We start from the raw sequence: 15,252 nt of genomic DNA, 5'->3' as shown, positions 1-15,252 counted from the left end.
GCAGGTGACCGTGTGTCCAGGGGGTCGGTTCTGAAATTTCCGCCGACACCCGCTATTGTGGTGCCAGGAACAGATACAAGACACATGCGTAGGCGGTTGAATCCCTGGCCGCTGCGCGAGTACACCCGAGGGGGTAGGCCATGGGTCGCGGCCGCGCCAAGGCGAAGCAGACGAAAGTCGCCCGTCAGCTCAAGTACAACTCTCCCGAGATGGACCTGGACAGTCTCCAGCGTGAACTCTCGAATGAACACCCGCATGAGGCGGCGTCCGAAGAGGACTACGCCGAGTGGGAGGAGTGGGGCCCGGACGATTCCGGCCGGTGACGCCCTGACGTCATCCCCGGGGCCACTCAGCCTCTGATATCACCGTACGACCCCGCACGCCGCCTCGACCGGCCTGCGGGGTCGCGGCATATTCGGACCCCTTTTCCGCCGGGACCGCCCCGGGCCCGCCCTGTCCCCACGCGCCCCACCGTAGAACCCGGTGAAAAGCCGGGCCGGTTATGCGTCCCCGACACACCCGGATCGACCGATCCTGACCGACTTCTCACGCGGGTCCCGGCCGCTGCCCGCCCCGGTACAGAAGTAGCACCGGGAGGTCGTTCCGGAAACCCGGTAACATCCTCCCGGCGCTGCTGTCGAACGCGGAGCTAGCGGCGGTGCTCGCCGGTGAGCACGGCGCGCTCCGGCTCATCGTCCCTGGCGACGCGGACGCGACCGATGTTCCAGCACTCGATGTGGCGGGCGGTCAGCATCGCGAGGGCGCGCTCGGCGTCCTCCTCGGAGACGACGGCGACCATGCCGACACCCATGTTGAATGTCTTGTCCATCTCCTCCTGGGAGACCTTGCCGAGGCGGGCGATGGTGTGGAAGACCGGGTCCGGGGTCCAGGTGCCACGGTCCAGCTCGGCGGTGAAGCCCTCCGGGATCACGCGGGCCAGGTTGGCCGCCAGGCCGCCACCGGTCACGTGGGAATAGGTGTGCACATCGCACTCGGCGGCCAGTGCCAGGCAGTCCTTGGCGTAGATGCGGGTCGGCTCCAGCAGCTCCTCACCGAGGGTACGGCCGAAGTCGGCGACGTAGCCGTCGAGCGGCAGACCCGCCTGCTCCAGCAGGACGTGGCGGGCGAGACTGTAGCCGTTGGAGTGCAGACCGGAGCTGGCCATCGCAATGACGACGTCACCGCTGCGGACGCGGTCCGGGCCGAGCAGCTCATCCTCCTCGACCACGCCGACGGCGGTGGCGGAGATGTCGTACTCGCCGACCTGCATGAGGCCCGGGTGCTCGGCGGTCTCGCCACCGAGAAGGGCGCAGCCGGCGTCGATGCAGCCCGCGGCGATGCCCGAGACGATCGAGGCGACGTGCTCCGGAACGACCTTGCCGATGGCGATGTAGTCCTGGAGGAAGAGCGGCTCCGCCCCGCAGACGACGAGGTCGTCGACGACCATGGCGACAAGGTCGCGGCCGATGGTGTCGTGCTTGTCCATGGCCTGCGCGACGGCGACCTTGGTACCCACGCCGTCGGAACCCGCGGCGAGCAGGGGCTTGTCGTACTCCCCGAGGGCGAAGAGCCCGGCGAAGCCGCCGAGACCGCCCCGGACCTCGGGTCGGGTGGCCTTCTTCGCGAGCGGAGCGAAGAGCTCTACCGCGCGGTCACCGGCCTCGATGTCCACACCGGCGGCGGCGTAGCTCGCGCCCGTGGCGTCGGTGTTGTCGGGGAGGGATGAATCGTTCGTCTCAGTCACGGCCCCATCCTATCTGTTCACCGGCGCAGATCCACCACCGGGAGCCAGTGTGCGACATCTGCGGCGTGCGCCCCCGACACCTCGGCCCCGGCGGACACCGCGTCGTCGAGAGTGTCGACCCCGGTCGCCAGACGCAGCCAGGTCCGCGGACTGCACTGCACGACGTTCGGCGGCGTCCCCCGTCGGTGCACGGAACCGGCGACGCACTGCACCGCCGCGAACGGAGGAACGCGCACCTCCACGCTGTGCCCCGGGGCGTCCTCCCCGAGCAGTGCGGTGCTGAGCCGGCAGGCCCGGGCGACGGCGGTCCGGGAGGGACGCTCCCCGTCCCCGTCGACCCAGTCCCGCACCGCAAGCAGTGCCGCTCTGACCTCAGCCGGCTCTGTCTTCTCCACCCGTGTCCCCTGTTCTGTGTTTGTCGGTGCATGTGGTTCGCCTGTTGAACACCACGTCGAGTGTGCCCCGTCACTACACGTGACACCCGGAGACACATAGTATGGCAGGAATGAAGACGCGTGATGGACGTATGGAGAGCATGGAAGGCATGAACCGGTGACGGAAACTGTGAACGGTGTAGAACGGTCCCCTTCCCCCGACGTGACGCTGCGGTTCATGGCAGCGCCGACGGACGTGCTCATGCAGGGTGCGAACGGCGTCCACGGTGGTCGCGTCCTCGAATGGATCGACAAGGGAGCCTACGCCTGCGCCGTGGGCTGGTCCGGGGCCTACTGCGTGACCGCCTACGTCGGCCACATCCACTTCACCCGGCCGATCCCCTCGGGGCACGTCGTCGAGGTCCGGTCACGGATCGCCTACACGGGCCGGTCGTCGATGCACGTCGTCAACGAGGTGCTGTCGGCGGATCCGCGTGAACTGGTCTTCACCCGCGCCTGTGACTGCCTCGTCATCTTCGTGGCGATGGACGAGAACCGGAAGTCGACCCCGGTGCCCCACTTCGAGCCGCGCAACGACGAGGAACGTCGGGTGGCGGACGCCGCGCTGTCCCGCGTCCGGCTGCGCAAAGCCATCGAGGAGGAGATGCTCAAGCAGAGCTACACCGCATCGGGCACCGGGCCGAGTATGGTGCACCGGTTCATGGCGAAGCCCACGGACGTGAACTGGGGAGGCAACGTCCACGGTGGAACCGCGATGGAGTGGATCGACGAGGCGGCGACGGCCTGCACGATGGCCTGGTCCGGGGAGCAGACCGTGGCGGTCTACGCCGGCGGCATCCGTTTCTACCGCCCGGTCCACATCGGCGACCTGGTGGAGGTCGAGGCACGGCTGATCCGTACCGACACCCGCTCCATGGCCGTCACGGTGCACCTGCGAGCCGGTGATCCCCGTGAGGGCACCGGAAACCTGCCGGTGGCGATCCACGCCTCGATGACCTATGTCGGCGTGGACATCGACGGAAACCCGCTGAACGCCCGGAAGTTCACCCCGGAGTCCCCGGAGGACCGGCGCCTCGAGCAGCATGCCGTCACTCTCCGCGAGCTCCGCAGCCAGTACTCCCCGGAGCCACTGTTCCGCCCGCTGCGCGAGGAGCCGCAGTACCCGGTGAACTAGGCTGGTGTTCTAGGCGGAGGTCCTGACGCGGGCCACGCTGAAGGTGTGGGTCTTCCTGAGACTGTTGTTCTCGTAGACCTCCATCTCGTCACCGTCGATGACGAACTTCGCCGGGTTCGCGGGGATCTCGAAGTGGCCGGCGGCGATGTCGGCGGAACTCATGTCCACGTCCCGCTCCAGGCCCTGTCCACCGGCGTGACCGCGGTAGTAGAGACCGAGCGAGGAACCGTCCCGGGCCGTCGCCCGGCAGATGACGACCTTGGTGGAGTCGTTGCCGCCGGCGTAGACCCAGGTGTCGCTGCCGTTGCAGGTGGCGTTGGAGTAGCCGGTCCACCCACTGTCGGTGAGCCCCGAGGGCAGGGAACCGCTGCCCGAACTGCCGGAGCTGCTGCCACCGTTGCCGTTGCTGCTGCCGTCGCTTCCGCTGTCCGGTGCGGCGGCTGTCGGCTCCGGCTGCGCAGGTTCGGGGGCAGGGGCCGCGGTCACCGTCTCGGTGACCGTCGGTGCCCCGCTGAACTGCGGAGTCGTGGGGGAGGCGTTGTCGTCGTTGTCATCGCCGCCACTGGTGAAGAGCCAGATGAGCACGCCGATGAGCAGGGCGACAGCGAGGACGGCGGCGATGATCGCGATGACCAGGCCGCCGTTCCCTCCCCCGGATCGCTGCGGACCGGTGGAACCCTGCGGGGTGGCGGGCACCCATTGCCGGGTCTCGCCGCTGTCCGCTCTGGCCCACGGGTTCTCTGGCACGGGTGTCTCCTCATTCCACGCTGACTTTCACTCCCCATAAACTAACAAAGTTCTCACCCTGATCCGGTCATCGGAGGTGGTGCGGGGGATCAGGCGTCCCACCCGTAGCCGGAGTCCGTCACCGCTCCCGTGGCCACGAACCCTGCGACCCGGTAGTCGCCCCCGTCGTCGATGAAGACCACGAACCCGAGAGCCCGGTCGCTGCGGTCAAGGACGGGGACCATCAGAGAGGAGCCCATCTCCCCGGTCCCGAAGTTCTGCTCACTGGACAGGGAGTCGAGGGCGTCCTGCATGGAAATCCCCGAGGCTATGGCCTCGTAGGCGACGACCGAACTGAACTCGGTGGCGGGGCCGGTGGCCAGGCCCGTACCCCCGAAGAGGTCCTCCATTCCCGTGAAGTCCCGCAGGCTGCCGCTGGCGCCGAGTTCCTCGATGAGCTCGTTGCGGACCCGTCGGTCGAAGTGGTCCTCCGCCCAGTCGAGCGCCGCGTCCCTGCTGTCCAGCACGATGAACTCCTGCGTCAGCGACTCGGCCTCTTCGCGGTCGCCGGTGGAGATGGCCTGTCCGGAGTCCCCGTCGTCGCCCGCGAACAGGGCCACTGCCCCGGCGCCGAGCCCGAGACCGACCAGCAGGGTGATGACCGGCACGAGGATCCGCAGGGCGCCGCGTCCTCCCGAGGAACCCGGGGAACCCGAGGACCCGCCACCGGGGGCGGACGCCGCGAGCTGTCGCAGGGTGTCGGTGGTGACCGGTGGGCCGGCGGGGTTGTCGAGCATCCGGTCGTAGGTGGTGCGGCGACCGGGGTCCCCGAGGATCGCCCGGGCACAGTGCAGTTCGTCGAGAGCCGAGGGGTTCCCGGTCTGTGCCCAGGCGATGCGCCGGTCCAGTTCGGCGGCGAGGGCGTCCGGTGGGGCCCACCGGTCCAGACCGAGTGAGGAGTAGAGGTCGTAGTGGCCCATGGCGCGCGCTCCTTTGAATCCGTGGTGTTTCCGACAGGAGAACACCGTGTCCCCCGCGACGATAGCCGACGCGGGGGACACGGAGCGGTGCCGCGGGGAAGTATCCCCGTCAGCGGGTCTAGTCGATCACGGAGTTCGCTCCGACGGCGTGGCTGAACAGGCCCGGCAGGGTGCCCTCCCACGCGGCCTTCACCTCGGCGACCGGCAGGGTGAAGGACGCACCCTCAGAGGTCACCTCGATGACCTGACCCTCGACGTCAGCGGCGTCGCCGGAGACCACGGCCTTACCGAGGGTGACCACGGGCACACCGTTGGCGGCGAAGACTGACTCCGCCTCCCCCGCCTTGTCGACGGCGACGGCGACGAGGACGCGGGACGCGGTCTCGGAGAACAGTGCGGTGAAGGTGTCCGCCACGGCATCACCGGTGGCGGCAGCGAGCGCAGCCGTCGGGTCGACGGACACGGCGGCGCCGGCCTGGACAGCGAACTCGACAAGTGCCTGGGACAGGCCACCCTCGGAGAGGTCGTGGGCGGAGGCGACGGTACCGCGCAGTGCGGACAGTGCCGCGCCCAGCTTCTGTTCGTCAGCGAGGTCGACCTGCGGCGGCACACCGGCCAGCGTTGCATGGACGACCTGCTGCCAGATCGACCCACCGAGCTCGTCGGCGGTGGCCTTGCCGGCCAGCAGCAGGGTGTACTCCCCTGCCGGCGCCTGGGCCGGGATGCGGGTGGCGACGTCATCGATGGTGCCGAGCACGGCGATGACCGGGGTCGGCAGGATCGGTTCGGAACCGGTCTGGTTGTAGAAGGAGACGTTGCCGCCGGTGACCGGGATGCCGAGCTCAGCGGCACCGTCAGCCAGACCGTGGACGGCCTCGCGGAACTGCCACATCACGCCGGCGTCCTCCGGGGAGCCGAAGTTCAGGCAGTTGGACAGGGCGACCGGGGTCGCACCGGTGACGGAGACGTTGCGGAACGCCTCTGCCAGCGCCAGGCGGGCACCGGTGTTCGGATCCAGCTTCGTGTACCGGCCGGAGGCGTCGGTGGCCACGGCGATGCCTCGTCCGGTCTTTTCGTCAATACGCAGGACGCCACCGTCGGCGTCCTTCGCCAGGACAGTGTTACCACGGACGTAGCGGTCGTACTGCTCGGTGATGTACGCGCGGGAACAGAGTGCGGGGGACGCTGCGAGATCGAGCACGGTCTGACGCAGCTCGTCGGCGGAGGCCGGGCGGGCAAGGTCAGGGGTCTCGTTCAGGGCGTCCTGGGTATCCGGCTTCGCGTAGGGACGCTCGTAGACCGGACCCTCATCCGCCATGGAGGACGCGTCTGCGTCGACGACGATCTCGCCCTGGTGCTCGATCACGAGATGGTCGCCGTCGGTGACCTCGCCGAGGTCGGAGGCGATGACCTCCCACTTCGCACAGATCTCCATGAAGGCGTCGACGTGCTCGGGCGCGACGACAGCCATCATGCGCTCCTGGGACTCCGAGGAGAGGATGTCCGCGGCCGACATGTTCTCGGCACGCAGGTGCACGTTGTCGAGGTTGATGTGCATGCCGCCGTCACCGGCGGCGGCAAGCTCGGAGGTGGCGCAGGACAGACCGGCACCGCCGAGGTCCTGGATACCGACGACGACGCCGGCGTTGTACAGGTCGAGGCAGCACTCGATGAGCACCTTCTCGGCGAAGGGGTCGCCGACCTGGACAGCGGGGAGCTTGCGCTCGGCGCCTTCCTCGAAGGTGTCGGAGGCGAGCACGGACACGCCGCCGATACCGTCGAGGCCGGTGCGGGAGCCGAAGAGGATGACACGGTTGCCGACGCCGGAGGCGAAGGCGAGCTTCAGGTCATCGCTCTTGAGAGTACCGACACACAGGGCGTTGACCAGCGGGTTACCGGCGTAGGAGGGGTCAAAGACGGTCTCACCGCCGAGGTTCGGCAGGCCGAGGCAGTTGCCGTAGCCACCGACACCGGCGACGACACCCGGCAGGACGCGCTGGGTGTCCGGGGCGTCCGCAGCACCGAAGCGCAGCTGGTCCATGACGGCGACCGGGCGGGCACCCATGGCCATGATGTCGCGGACGATGCCGCCGACACCGGTGGCCGCACCCTGGTAGGGCTCGACGTAGGACGGGTGGTTGTGGGACTCCACCTTGAAGGTGACGGCGTTGCCGTCCCCGATGTCGATGACGCCGGCGTTCTCGCCGATGCCGGCGAGCATCTTGGACTGCATCTCCTCGGTGGTGGTCTCACCGAAGTAGCGCAGGTGGGTCTTGGAGGACTTGTAGGAGCAGTGCTCAGACCACATCACGGAGTACATGGCGAGCTCCGCGGCGGTGGGGCGGCGTCCGAGGATATGCCGGATGCGGCCGTACTCGTCCTCCTTGAGGCCGAGTTCAGCCCAGGGCTGCTCAAGATCCGGGGTGGCTACGGCGTTGGCGACGGTGTCGTTGTGGACGGTCATTGTTCTCCCTTGCGAAGACGCGGCGGATCAGGCGGCGACGGAGCCGACGGCGGACAGGAACAGCTGCAGGCCGTCGAGCGACGGGCCGGTGAGAGTCTCCACGGCGTGCTCGGGGTGCGGCATGAGGCCGACGACGCGACCGTCGGCGGAGCCGACACCGGCGATACCGTTGACCGAACCGTTGACGTTGTCGGTGTAGCGGAAGACCACGCGGCCCTCGGCCTCCAGCTCGGTGACGGTCTCGGCGGACGCCTGGAAGCGTCCCTCACCGTGCTTCGACGGGATTAGGATCTTCTGGCCCTCGTCAAGACCGGTGGTCCAGGCGGTGGAGTTGTTGGCGACCTCGAGCCAGGCGTCCGTGCAGTGGAAGTGCAGACCCTGGTTGCGGGTCAGGGCACCGGGGAGCAGGCCGGCCTCGGTGAGGATCTGGAAGCCGTTGCAGATGCCCAGAACGGGCATGCCGGCGTTCGCACGCTCGATGACGGAGCGCATGACGGGCGCCTGGGCGGCGATGGCGCCGGAACGCAGGTAGTCACCGTAGGAGAAGCCGCCGGGGACGACGACCGCGTCGACGTCCCTGAGGTCGGCGTCCGCATGCCAGAGGCTCACGGCCTCGGCACCGGCGATGGTCACGGCGCGGGCTGCGTCGACGTCGTCCAGGGTGCCGGGGAAGGTGATGACACCGATACGGGCTGCCATTACTTGTTCTCCCCGGCGAGCTCGGCGGTGACGACCTCGTAGTCCTCGATGACGGTGTTCGCCAGCAGCGTGGCGGCGATCCGGTCGAGGTCCCCGGCGGTCACGGTGCCGTCGACCTCGAGCTCGAAGCGCTTGCCCTGGCGGACGTCAGCGACACCGCTGACGCCGATGCGTCCCAGGGCTCGGACGACGGCCTGGCCCTGGGGGTCCAGGATCTCCGCCTTCGGCATGACATTGACAACGACTCGGGCCACGGTGATTCTCTCCATAAAGTCAGCGGTTGCTGGTCGGGGTTGCTGAACAGGCACAACCTTACCGGTTGACCCGGACAGAGCGAACCGGGACCGTCCCCTGCTCCCGCGGGGTCACGGGACGGCGGGGGCGGCCCCGGCTCAGCGGGTCATCCTGCGGGTCAGGTCAGGGCTTCCAGATCTCGGTCTGGGGCTCCTGGACCGCCGGCTGTGGGTTGGCGCCGACGAAGGCCTCGACCGGCGTCTGCTCCGCGACCTCACCCGAGGTGTACTCCACCTTGCGGTCGAGGACATCGTGGGCACGCTGGATGTCGATGGACTTCGTCCACTTGCCGACGAGGAAGGTGGCGACAGCGTTACCGGTGAAGTTGGTCAGCGAACGGGCCTCGGACATGAACTTGTCGATGCCGAGGATCGTGTCCACGCCGGAGAGCATCTGCGGCTCGTGTGCCTGCAGACCCGCGGCCAGGGTCGCGATACCTGCACCGGAGACACCTGCAGCACCCTTGGAGGCGATGATCATGATGACCATGAGGCTGACCTGCTCGCCGATACTCATGGGCATGTCCATCGCCTCGGCGATGAAGATCGAGGACATGGTCAGGTAGATCGCGGTGCCGTCAAGGTTGAAGGAGTAGCCGGTCGGCACGACGATACCGACGGTGGACTTGTCCACCCCGGCGAATCCCATCTTGTCGATGAGCTGCGGCAGCGCGGACTCCGAGGACGAAGTACCGAAGATGAGCAGGTACTCGCTGCCGAGGTAGCGCAGCAGCTTGAAGATGCTGAGGCCGGTCACGGTCTTGAGCATCGTGCCCAGCACAATCGTGATGAAGAGGATGCAGGTGATCCAGAACGCGAGCATGAGTTTCATCAGGCTCCAGACGGCGTCCATACCGGTCTCGCCGACGACACCGGCCATCGCACCGAAGGCACCGACCGGAGCTACCCACAGCACCATGGCCATCACCTTGAAGACGACCTGCTGACCGAGCTCGACGGCGTAGAGCACCGGACCGGCGACCTTGTTCGGCATGGCCTGGACCGCGAAACCGACGAGCAGAGCGACGAACAGGGCCTGCAGGATCTCACCGGAGGTCAGGGAGGAGACCATGGTGTCCGGGATGATCTCCTCGATGATCCCCTGGACACCGTCACTCTTCTGCTCGCCCGCGGGGTACTTGTCGGAGTCTCCCGGGTTGATGCTCAGCCCGTTGCCCGGGTCAAGGAGATTGCCCACGACCAGGCCGATGGCCAGGGCGAAGGTCGACATGATGATGAAATAGACCAGGGCCATGCCGCCGGCCTTACCCACTGTCGCCGCTTCACGGACGTGGCCGACGCCGACGACGATGGTGCAGAAGATGATCGGCGCGATCATCATCTTGATCAGGTTCACGAACATCGTTCCGAGGAACTTGACGTTCGATGCCACGCCCGGGGCGACGAGGCCCAGGATGACGCCCGCGACAATCGCGATGATGACGGTGATGTAGAGCCACTGGCTCTTGTTGATCTTCTTCTTCGGCTTCACTGCCGCCGAAGACTCTTGACTGCTCATAGTCGCAAGAATCTACCCCCGACCGACCCCCGCTCCAAAAGGTTTTTCAGCGATTCCGTACCGCTCCCCCCGCCGTTCATGTATGGGGACGATCACACCAGTTCACGTGAACTTTATTCACTCACACTGTTGTCCCAGTATACGGTTACAAAGTGGTCAGACCGTGGGACCCGGTGTCCGCCAGACAGGCACCGGGGGTGATTCAGGCAGCTCCTCAGAGACGTTCGGTGGCACCCATCAGGTCCAGTTCCCAGGCGATCTCGAAAGAGGTCTGGTGCCACTTGGCGTAGCGTCCGGACACTCCCCCGTGCCCGGAGGACATGTCCGTCTTCAGCAGGATCTCCCCGGACTCCGGCGCGGCGGTCTCCCGCAGCTTCGCCACCCACTTGCTCGGCTCCACGTAGAGCACGCGGGTGTCGTTGAAGCCGCTCACCGCGAGGATCGACGGGTACTTCTGAGTCGTCACGTTCTCGTAGGGTGCATAGGTCGCCATGTAGTCGTAGACCCCGGCATCGTGGAACGGATCGCCCCACTCCTCCCACTCGGTGACAGTCAGCGGCAGCTCCGGCATGAGCATTGAGGTCAGCGGATCCACGAAAGGCACCACAGCCTCGATACCGACGAACCGGTCCGGGGCCATGTTCGCCACCGCACCCATGAGCAGGCCGCCGGCGGACCCGCCTTCGGCCACCATCCGCTCCGGAGTAGTCATCCCGGCGGCGATGAGGTTGTCGGCGACGTCGATGAAGTCGGTGAAGGTCGTCTTCTTCTGCAACTCCTTGCCCTGCTCGTACCAGATGCGACCCATCTCGCCGCCACCACGGACGTGCGCGACGGCGTAGACCACACCGCGGTCCAGCATCGACAGCCGGAACACCGAGAAGTACGGGTCCATGCACGCCTCATAGGAGCCGTAGCCGTAGAGCAGCACCGGGTTGACCCGGTCCAGCGGCACATCGGTGCGGTGGATCAGCGAGACCGGGATGTCCGCACCGTCGGTCGCCCTCACCCACCGGCGGGACGCCGTGTACTGCGACAGGTCCACGTCACCGAGGACCTCCTGCTGCTTGCGCAGCGTCCGCCCACCGGACGCCAGGTCGATCTCCCACACCTGCCCCGGGGTGACGTAGCTGGTGTAGCTGACCCGCAGCACCGGGGACTCCCACTCCGCGTTCCCGGTGCTGCCGGCGGAGTACAGCTCCTCGTCGAAGGCGACGGGCTCAAAGGTGCCCCAACCCGTGGCGTCCTCGTCGTCGCTACCGCCGAGCATCATCAGCGAGAGCTTCTCGATGGCGTTGTCGCGGGTGGAGAGCACGATGTGGTCGGCGAAAACGTCGACACCCTCGACCCGACGGTCGTCGCGGTGCTCCACCATGACCGTCAACGCGTCCAGGTCATCGATCGGGCCGACCGGGCAGCGTCCCAGCTCGCCGTTGGGACGCTTGTCGAGGGAGTCATGGAGCACCAGCCAGTGGTCCTCGCCGCCGACGACCGCATGGTCGACGTCGTACTGCACGCCCTGTTCCCGCGGTCGGATGCAGGACAGCTCACCGTCGGCATTCTCCCCGTCGGTACCGAGGTCCAGGTACCAGGATTCACTGGTGGTCTTCGAGGCCGCAGAGACCAGCAGGAACCGCTCGGAACGGGTCACCCCGACCCCCACCCAGTAGTGCTCGTCCTCCTCACGGAAGATGCAGACGTCCTCACTGACCGGGCTACCGACATGGTGGCGCCACACCTCGTGAGGACGCCAGGCCTCATCCACCCGCTGGTAGAAGAGAAAGTCGTCGCCGACCCAGGTCGCACCGTAGGCGACGCCGGGGATCTCGTCGGCCAGCAGTTCCCCCGTGCTGAGATCCTTGATCCGCAGATCGAAGCGCTCATCACCGGCCAGGTCCACGGAGTACGCGAGGTAGCGGCCGTCGACTGTCACGCTCGCCGCGCCCAGGCTGAAGAACTCATGGCCCTCGGCGAGCTCATTGCTGTCGAGGATGACCTCCTCGTTCGGTGCCGGTTCCCCCGGCACGATCTCCGGTGGGGTCCACGGGGCGGCGTCATTGACGGGGATGCGGCTGGAGATGCCGTAGCTCTTGCCCTCCTCGGTGCGCGAGAAGTACCAGTAGCGTCCGGCGCGGACCGGCAGGGACATGTCGGTCTCGCGGACACGCTCCTTCACCTCGCCGAAGATGGCGTCCTCCAGCGGTTTGAGGTGCGAAGTGCGGGAGTCGGTGAAGGCGTTCTCCGCCTCCAGGTACTCCCGGACCGCCGGGTTGTCCTTCTCCCGGAGCCATTCGTAGTCATCCCGGAACTCACGGCCGTGGAAGGTGCGGATGTGCGGGATCTTCGCGGCGACCGGAGGAAGAGCCGCCACGGTCGCGGGCATAGGAGTGTCTGAATCCATGACGCCCGATCGTAGCCGCGACGTGTGGTGCGGGCCGCGGCGGGCTCAGTACCCCGCGCAGGTGCCGATCCAGTCGGCGAAGCGGTTCCCCGAGATCCGCTCGTAGGCCTCGATGTAGCGCTCGCGGGTGGCTTCGACGACCGAGCCGGGCAGCTCCGGCGGCGGGGTCTGGGACTTGATGTCCCAGCCGGACTTCGGCCCGGTCAGCCAGTTGCGCACGTACTGCTTGTCGAAGCTGGGCTGGACCTTGCCCTCCTCGTAGGTGTCCGCGGGCCAGTAGCGGGAGGAGTCCGGGGTGAGGACCTCGTCGCCGAGGACCAGGTTGCCCTCGGCGTCCAGACCGAACTCGAACTTCGTGTCGGCGAGGATGATGCCGTGCTCGGCGGCGACGGCCGCAGCCTGGCTGTAGATCCTGATGGACGCCGCGCGCAGTTCCTCGGCGCGCTCCTGACCCAGGTCGGCGACGACCCGGTCAAAGGAGACGTTCTCGTCATGGTCACCGATCTCGGCCTTCGTCGCCGGGGTGAAGATCGGCTCCGGCAGCCTGGAGGCCTCGGTGAGCCCCTCGGGCAGCTCGACACCGCAGACGGTGCCGTTCTCCCGGTACTCCTTGAGCCCGGAACCGGTCAGGTAGCCGCGGACGACGCACTCGAAGGGGAGCATCTCCAGCTTGCGGCAGACCATCGCCCGGCCGAGGACCTTCTCCGGGATCCGCTCGTCATCGGCGGCACCCGCGAGGTGGTTCGGGAAGTCCAGGGCCGCGAAGAAGAAGTCGCTCATCGCGGTGAGGACGCGTCCCTTGTCAGGGATGTCCGTGTCCAGGACGAAGTCGTAGGCGGAGATCCGGTCGGTGGCCACCATGAGGAGGGTGGCGTCGTCGATCTCGTAGATCTCGCGCACCTTACCTGCGGAAAAGTGCGTGTACTCGGACAAGTCAGGTCGCATGGGGGCAAAGTCTAGCCCGCCGCGCAGCCGATCTCCACGCGGCCACCCCACAGCCGGGCGACAGACCCCACACCGCCGACGCCGGGGGTTCTTCCGGATGAATACCCGGTGTATCCCTGGTAACTCTAAAGTATCTGTGGTCCGGATCTCATGACCCCGGTCACCGTGATCCAGCAACCAGTTGTCCCTGACCGTCTCCATCGGCCCGGGTCCCCTACCCCTTCTGACGAAAGGCACCGACATGGGCCGCACCAGGCTCCCCGGTCACATACCCCGCCTCATCACGGCACTGCTCACCAGCGTTGCCGTGGTCTTCGGCCTCACCGCCTGCATGAACGACACCTCCAAAGTGCCGGACGACTACATCACCTTCTTCGGCGGTGAGCCGCAGAACCCGCTGATCCCGACCAACACCCAGGAAGTCAACGGTGGCCAGGTGATCGAGAACCTCTTCACCGGCCTCGCCCGCTACACCCCGGAGGGCGAAGCACGGAACGCGGTCGCTGAATCGATCACCCCGAACAGTAACTCCACCTCCTTCCGCATCAAGCTGCGGGACTGGAGCTTCACCAACGGCGAGAAGATCACCTCGGACTCCTTCATCGACGCCTGGAACTGGGCCGTTGACCCGGCCAACGCCCAGCTGCAGTCCGCCTTCTTCGCGCCGATCAAGGGTTACGACGAGGTGGCCGGCACCACCGACGAGGACGGCAACACCGTCGGCGCGACCGCGGACACCATGTCCGGTCTGACGAAGATCAGCGACACGGAGTTCACCGTCACGCTCTCCGCGCCTGACTCGACCTTCCCCCTGCTGCTCGGTTACTCCGCCTTCGTCCCGCTGCCCTCGGTCTTCTTCGACGACCCCAAGGGCTTCGGCGAGCACCCCATCGGCAACGGCCCGTACATGATGGACGGGCAGGACGCCTGGCAGCACAACATCGCCATATCGCTGAAGGCCAACCCGGACTACCCCGGGGAGGACGCCCCGAAGAACCCGGGCATCGCCTTCCTCATGTACTCCTCGCTGAACACCGCCTACGCCGACCTGCAGTCCGGCGACCTCGACCACATGCGTGAGGCGGTCTCCCCCGAGGCGTACCCCACCTACACCGAGGACTTCCCGGACTCGCACGACGACAGGCCCTACGCCGCGATCCAGAACTTCACGATCCCGGAGAACCTTCCCGGCTTCGCCACGGACGAGGAGGGACGCCTGCGTCGCGCGGCGATCTCCATGTCCATCGACCGGCAGCTGATCATCGACAAGGTGTACTTCGGCGCCCGCCAGATCGCCGAAGACTTCGGCGCCCCGACCCTGGCCGGCGGTCTGCCGGACATCGAGGGCAAGGAGGTCCTGACCTACCAGCCGGAGAAGGCCAAGGAGCTGTGGGAGGAGGCGAACAAGATCAACCCGTGGGGTGGTCAGAAGTTCCAGATCGCCTACAACTCCGACGGCGGCCACCAGCAGTGGGTCGAAGCGGTGACCAACAGCATCCGCCAGAACCTGGGCATCGACGCCACCGGCAAGGCCTACCCCACGTTCAAGGCCATGCGTGACGACGTGGTCAACGGCACCGTCGGCGCGGCCTTCCGGTCCGGCTGGAACGCCGATTACCCGTCAATCGCGTCCTTCCTCGTCTCGAACTACCGCACCGGGGATTCCGCCAATGACGGCGGCTACTCCAACAAGGATTTCGACGAGCTCCTCGCCGAGGCTGCGGCACAGTCCAGTCCCGAAGAGGCGCAGCCGATCTACAACAGCGCGCAGGAGATCCTCATGCAGGACCTGCCCCAGATTCCGCTGTGGTACTACGCCGCGTCCACCGCCTGGAACCCGGATCTCCAGAACGTCGAGTCCGGCTGGCTCGGCATGCCCGTGTACACCGAGATCACCAAGGATGTGAACTGA

13 protein-coding genes are annotated in these 15,252 nt (G+C 67.1%); 3 read left to right on the top strand and 10 right to left on the bottom strand.

Annotated features, from left to right (window positions below):
* Positions 1-140 precede the first annotated feature (140 nt).
* A complete protein-coding gene (locus tag ACZ9GM_RS00220; protein ID WP_014009112.1) occupies positions 141-323 on the top strand; it encodes a DUF3073 domain-containing protein in 183 nt (60 codons plus the stop codon).
* Positions 324-649: 326 nt separating this feature from the next.
* Here ACZ9GM_RS00220 and purM read toward each other — a convergent pair whose 3' ends face one another.
* Together purM and ACZ9GM_RS00210 are read right to left on the bottom strand one after the other, a co-directional pair.
* Positions 650-1,744, bottom strand: coding sequence for a phosphoribosylformylglycinamidine cyclo-ligase (gene purM, locus ACZ9GM_RS00215; protein WP_291476166.1), 1,095 nt, complete (start codon positions 1,742-1,744; stop codon positions 650-652).
* Between the two features lie 17 nt (positions 1,745-1,761).
* A complete protein-coding gene (locus tag ACZ9GM_RS00210; RefSeq protein WP_291476167.1) occupies positions 1,762-2,139 on the bottom strand; it encodes a sterol carrier family protein in 378 nt (125 codons plus the stop codon).
* Positions 2,140-2,356: 217 nt separating this feature from the next.
* Between ACZ9GM_RS00210 and ACZ9GM_RS00205 the strand changes: the two genes are divergently transcribed.
* On the top strand, positions 2,357-3,313 hold the full coding sequence (locus ACZ9GM_RS00205) for an acyl-CoA thioesterase (RefSeq protein WP_291476168.1): 957 nt from the start codon (positions 2,357-2,359) through the stop codon (positions 3,311-3,313).
* Between the two features lie 9 nt (positions 3,314-3,322).
* Here ACZ9GM_RS00205 and ACZ9GM_RS00200 read toward each other — a convergent pair whose 3' ends face one another.
* The 8 genes from ACZ9GM_RS00200 to ACZ9GM_RS00165 form a co-directional block, all read right to left on the bottom strand.
* Positions 3,323-4,060 carry a hypothetical protein gene (locus ACZ9GM_RS00200; RefSeq protein WP_291476169.1) on the bottom strand — a complete coding sequence of 246 codons (738 nt, stop codon included), beginning with the start codon at positions 4,058-4,060 and terminating at the stop codon, positions 3,323-3,325.
* Positions 4,061-4,149: 89 nt separating this feature from the next.
* Positions 4,150-5,019, bottom strand: coding sequence for a hypothetical protein (locus ACZ9GM_RS00195; RefSeq protein WP_476036945.1), 870 nt, complete (start codon positions 5,017-5,019; stop codon positions 4,150-4,152).
* Between the two features lie 118 nt (positions 5,020-5,137).
* Positions 5,138-7,483 (bottom strand): phosphoribosylformylglycinamidine synthase subunit PurL, encoded by a 2,346-nt coding sequence (gene purL / locus ACZ9GM_RS00190; RefSeq protein WP_476036944.1) that lies wholly within the window; start codon positions 7,481-7,483, stop codon positions 5,138-5,140.
* Between the two features lie 27 nt (positions 7,484-7,510).
* Positions 7,511-8,182 carry a phosphoribosylformylglycinamidine synthase subunit PurQ gene (purQ, locus tag ACZ9GM_RS00185; protein ID WP_476036943.1) on the bottom strand — a complete coding sequence of 224 codons (672 nt, stop codon included), beginning with the start codon at positions 8,180-8,182 and terminating at the stop codon, positions 7,511-7,513.
* A complete protein-coding gene (gene purS / locus ACZ9GM_RS00180) occupies positions 8,182-8,436 on the bottom strand; it encodes a phosphoribosylformylglycinamidine synthase subunit PurS (RefSeq protein ID WP_291476173.1) in 255 nt (84 codons plus the stop codon). Before purS ends, purQ begins: the two co-directional genes overlap by 1 nt.
* Positions 8,437-8,599: 163 nt before the next feature.
* Positions 8,600-9,994 carry a cation:dicarboxylate symporter family transporter gene (locus ACZ9GM_RS00175; protein ID WP_476036942.1) on the bottom strand — a complete coding sequence of 465 codons (1,395 nt, stop codon included), beginning with the start codon at positions 9,992-9,994 and terminating at the stop codon, positions 8,600-8,602.
* Positions 9,995-10,208: 214 nt separating this feature from the next.
* Positions 10,209-12,395 carry a S9 family peptidase gene (locus ACZ9GM_RS00170; RefSeq protein ID WP_476036941.1) on the bottom strand — a complete coding sequence of 729 codons (2,187 nt, stop codon included), beginning with the start codon at positions 12,393-12,395 and terminating at the stop codon, positions 10,209-10,211.
* Between the two features lie 45 nt (positions 12,396-12,440).
* The gene (locus tag ACZ9GM_RS00165) at positions 12,441-13,340 is read right to left on the bottom strand and encodes a phosphoribosylaminoimidazolesuccinocarboxamide synthase (RefSeq protein ID WP_476036940.1); all 900 of its coding nucleotides are present in this window, start codon (positions 13,338-13,340) and stop codon (positions 12,441-12,443) included.
* Positions 13,341-13,581: 241 nt separating this feature from the next.
* Between ACZ9GM_RS00165 and ACZ9GM_RS00160 the strand changes: the two genes are divergently transcribed.
* On the top strand, positions 13,582-15,252 hold the full coding sequence (locus ACZ9GM_RS00160; protein WP_476036939.1) for a peptide ABC transporter substrate-binding protein: 1,671 nt from the start codon (positions 13,582-13,584) through the stop codon (positions 15,250-15,252).

This window comes from Corynebacterium sp. UD i78 (assembly GCF_056280545.1).
This window is presented reverse-complemented; position numbering and strand designations above follow the sequence as displayed.

Coding starts and splice junctions, on each gene's coding strand:
- ACZ9GM_RS00220 (WP_014009112.1), top strand. CDS start 141: ATGGGTCGCGGCCGCGCCAAGGCGAAGCAGACGAAAGTCGCCCGTCAG.
- ACZ9GM_RS00205 (WP_291476168.1), top strand. CDS start 2,357: ATGGCAGCGCCGACGGACGTGCTCATGCAGGGTGCGAACGGCGTCCAC.
- ACZ9GM_RS00195 (WP_476036945.1), bottom strand. CDS start 5,019: ATGGGCCACTACGACCTCTACTCCTCACTCGGTCTGGACCGGTGGGCC.
- purL (WP_476036944.1), bottom strand. CDS start 7,483: ATGACCGTCCACAACGACACCGTCGCCAACGCCGTAGCCACCCCGGAT.
- purQ (WP_476036943.1), bottom strand. CDS start 8,182: ATGGCAGCCCGTATCGGTGTCATCACCTTCCCCGGCACCCTGGACGAC.
- ACZ9GM_RS00175 (WP_476036942.1), bottom strand. CDS start 9,994: ATGAGCAGTCAAGAGTCTTCGGCGGCAGTGAAGCCGAAGAAGAAGATC.
- ACZ9GM_RS00170 (WP_476036941.1), bottom strand. CDS start 12,395: ATGGATTCAGACACTCCTATGCCCGCGACCGTGGCGGCTCTTCCTCCG.
- ACZ9GM_RS00165 (WP_476036940.1), bottom strand. CDS start 13,340: ATGCGACCTGACTTGTCCGAGTACACGCACTTTTCCGCAGGTAAGGTG.
- ACZ9GM_RS00160 (WP_476036939.1), top strand. CDS start 13,582: ATGGGCCGCACCAGGCTCCCCGGTCACATACCCCGCCTCATCACGGCA.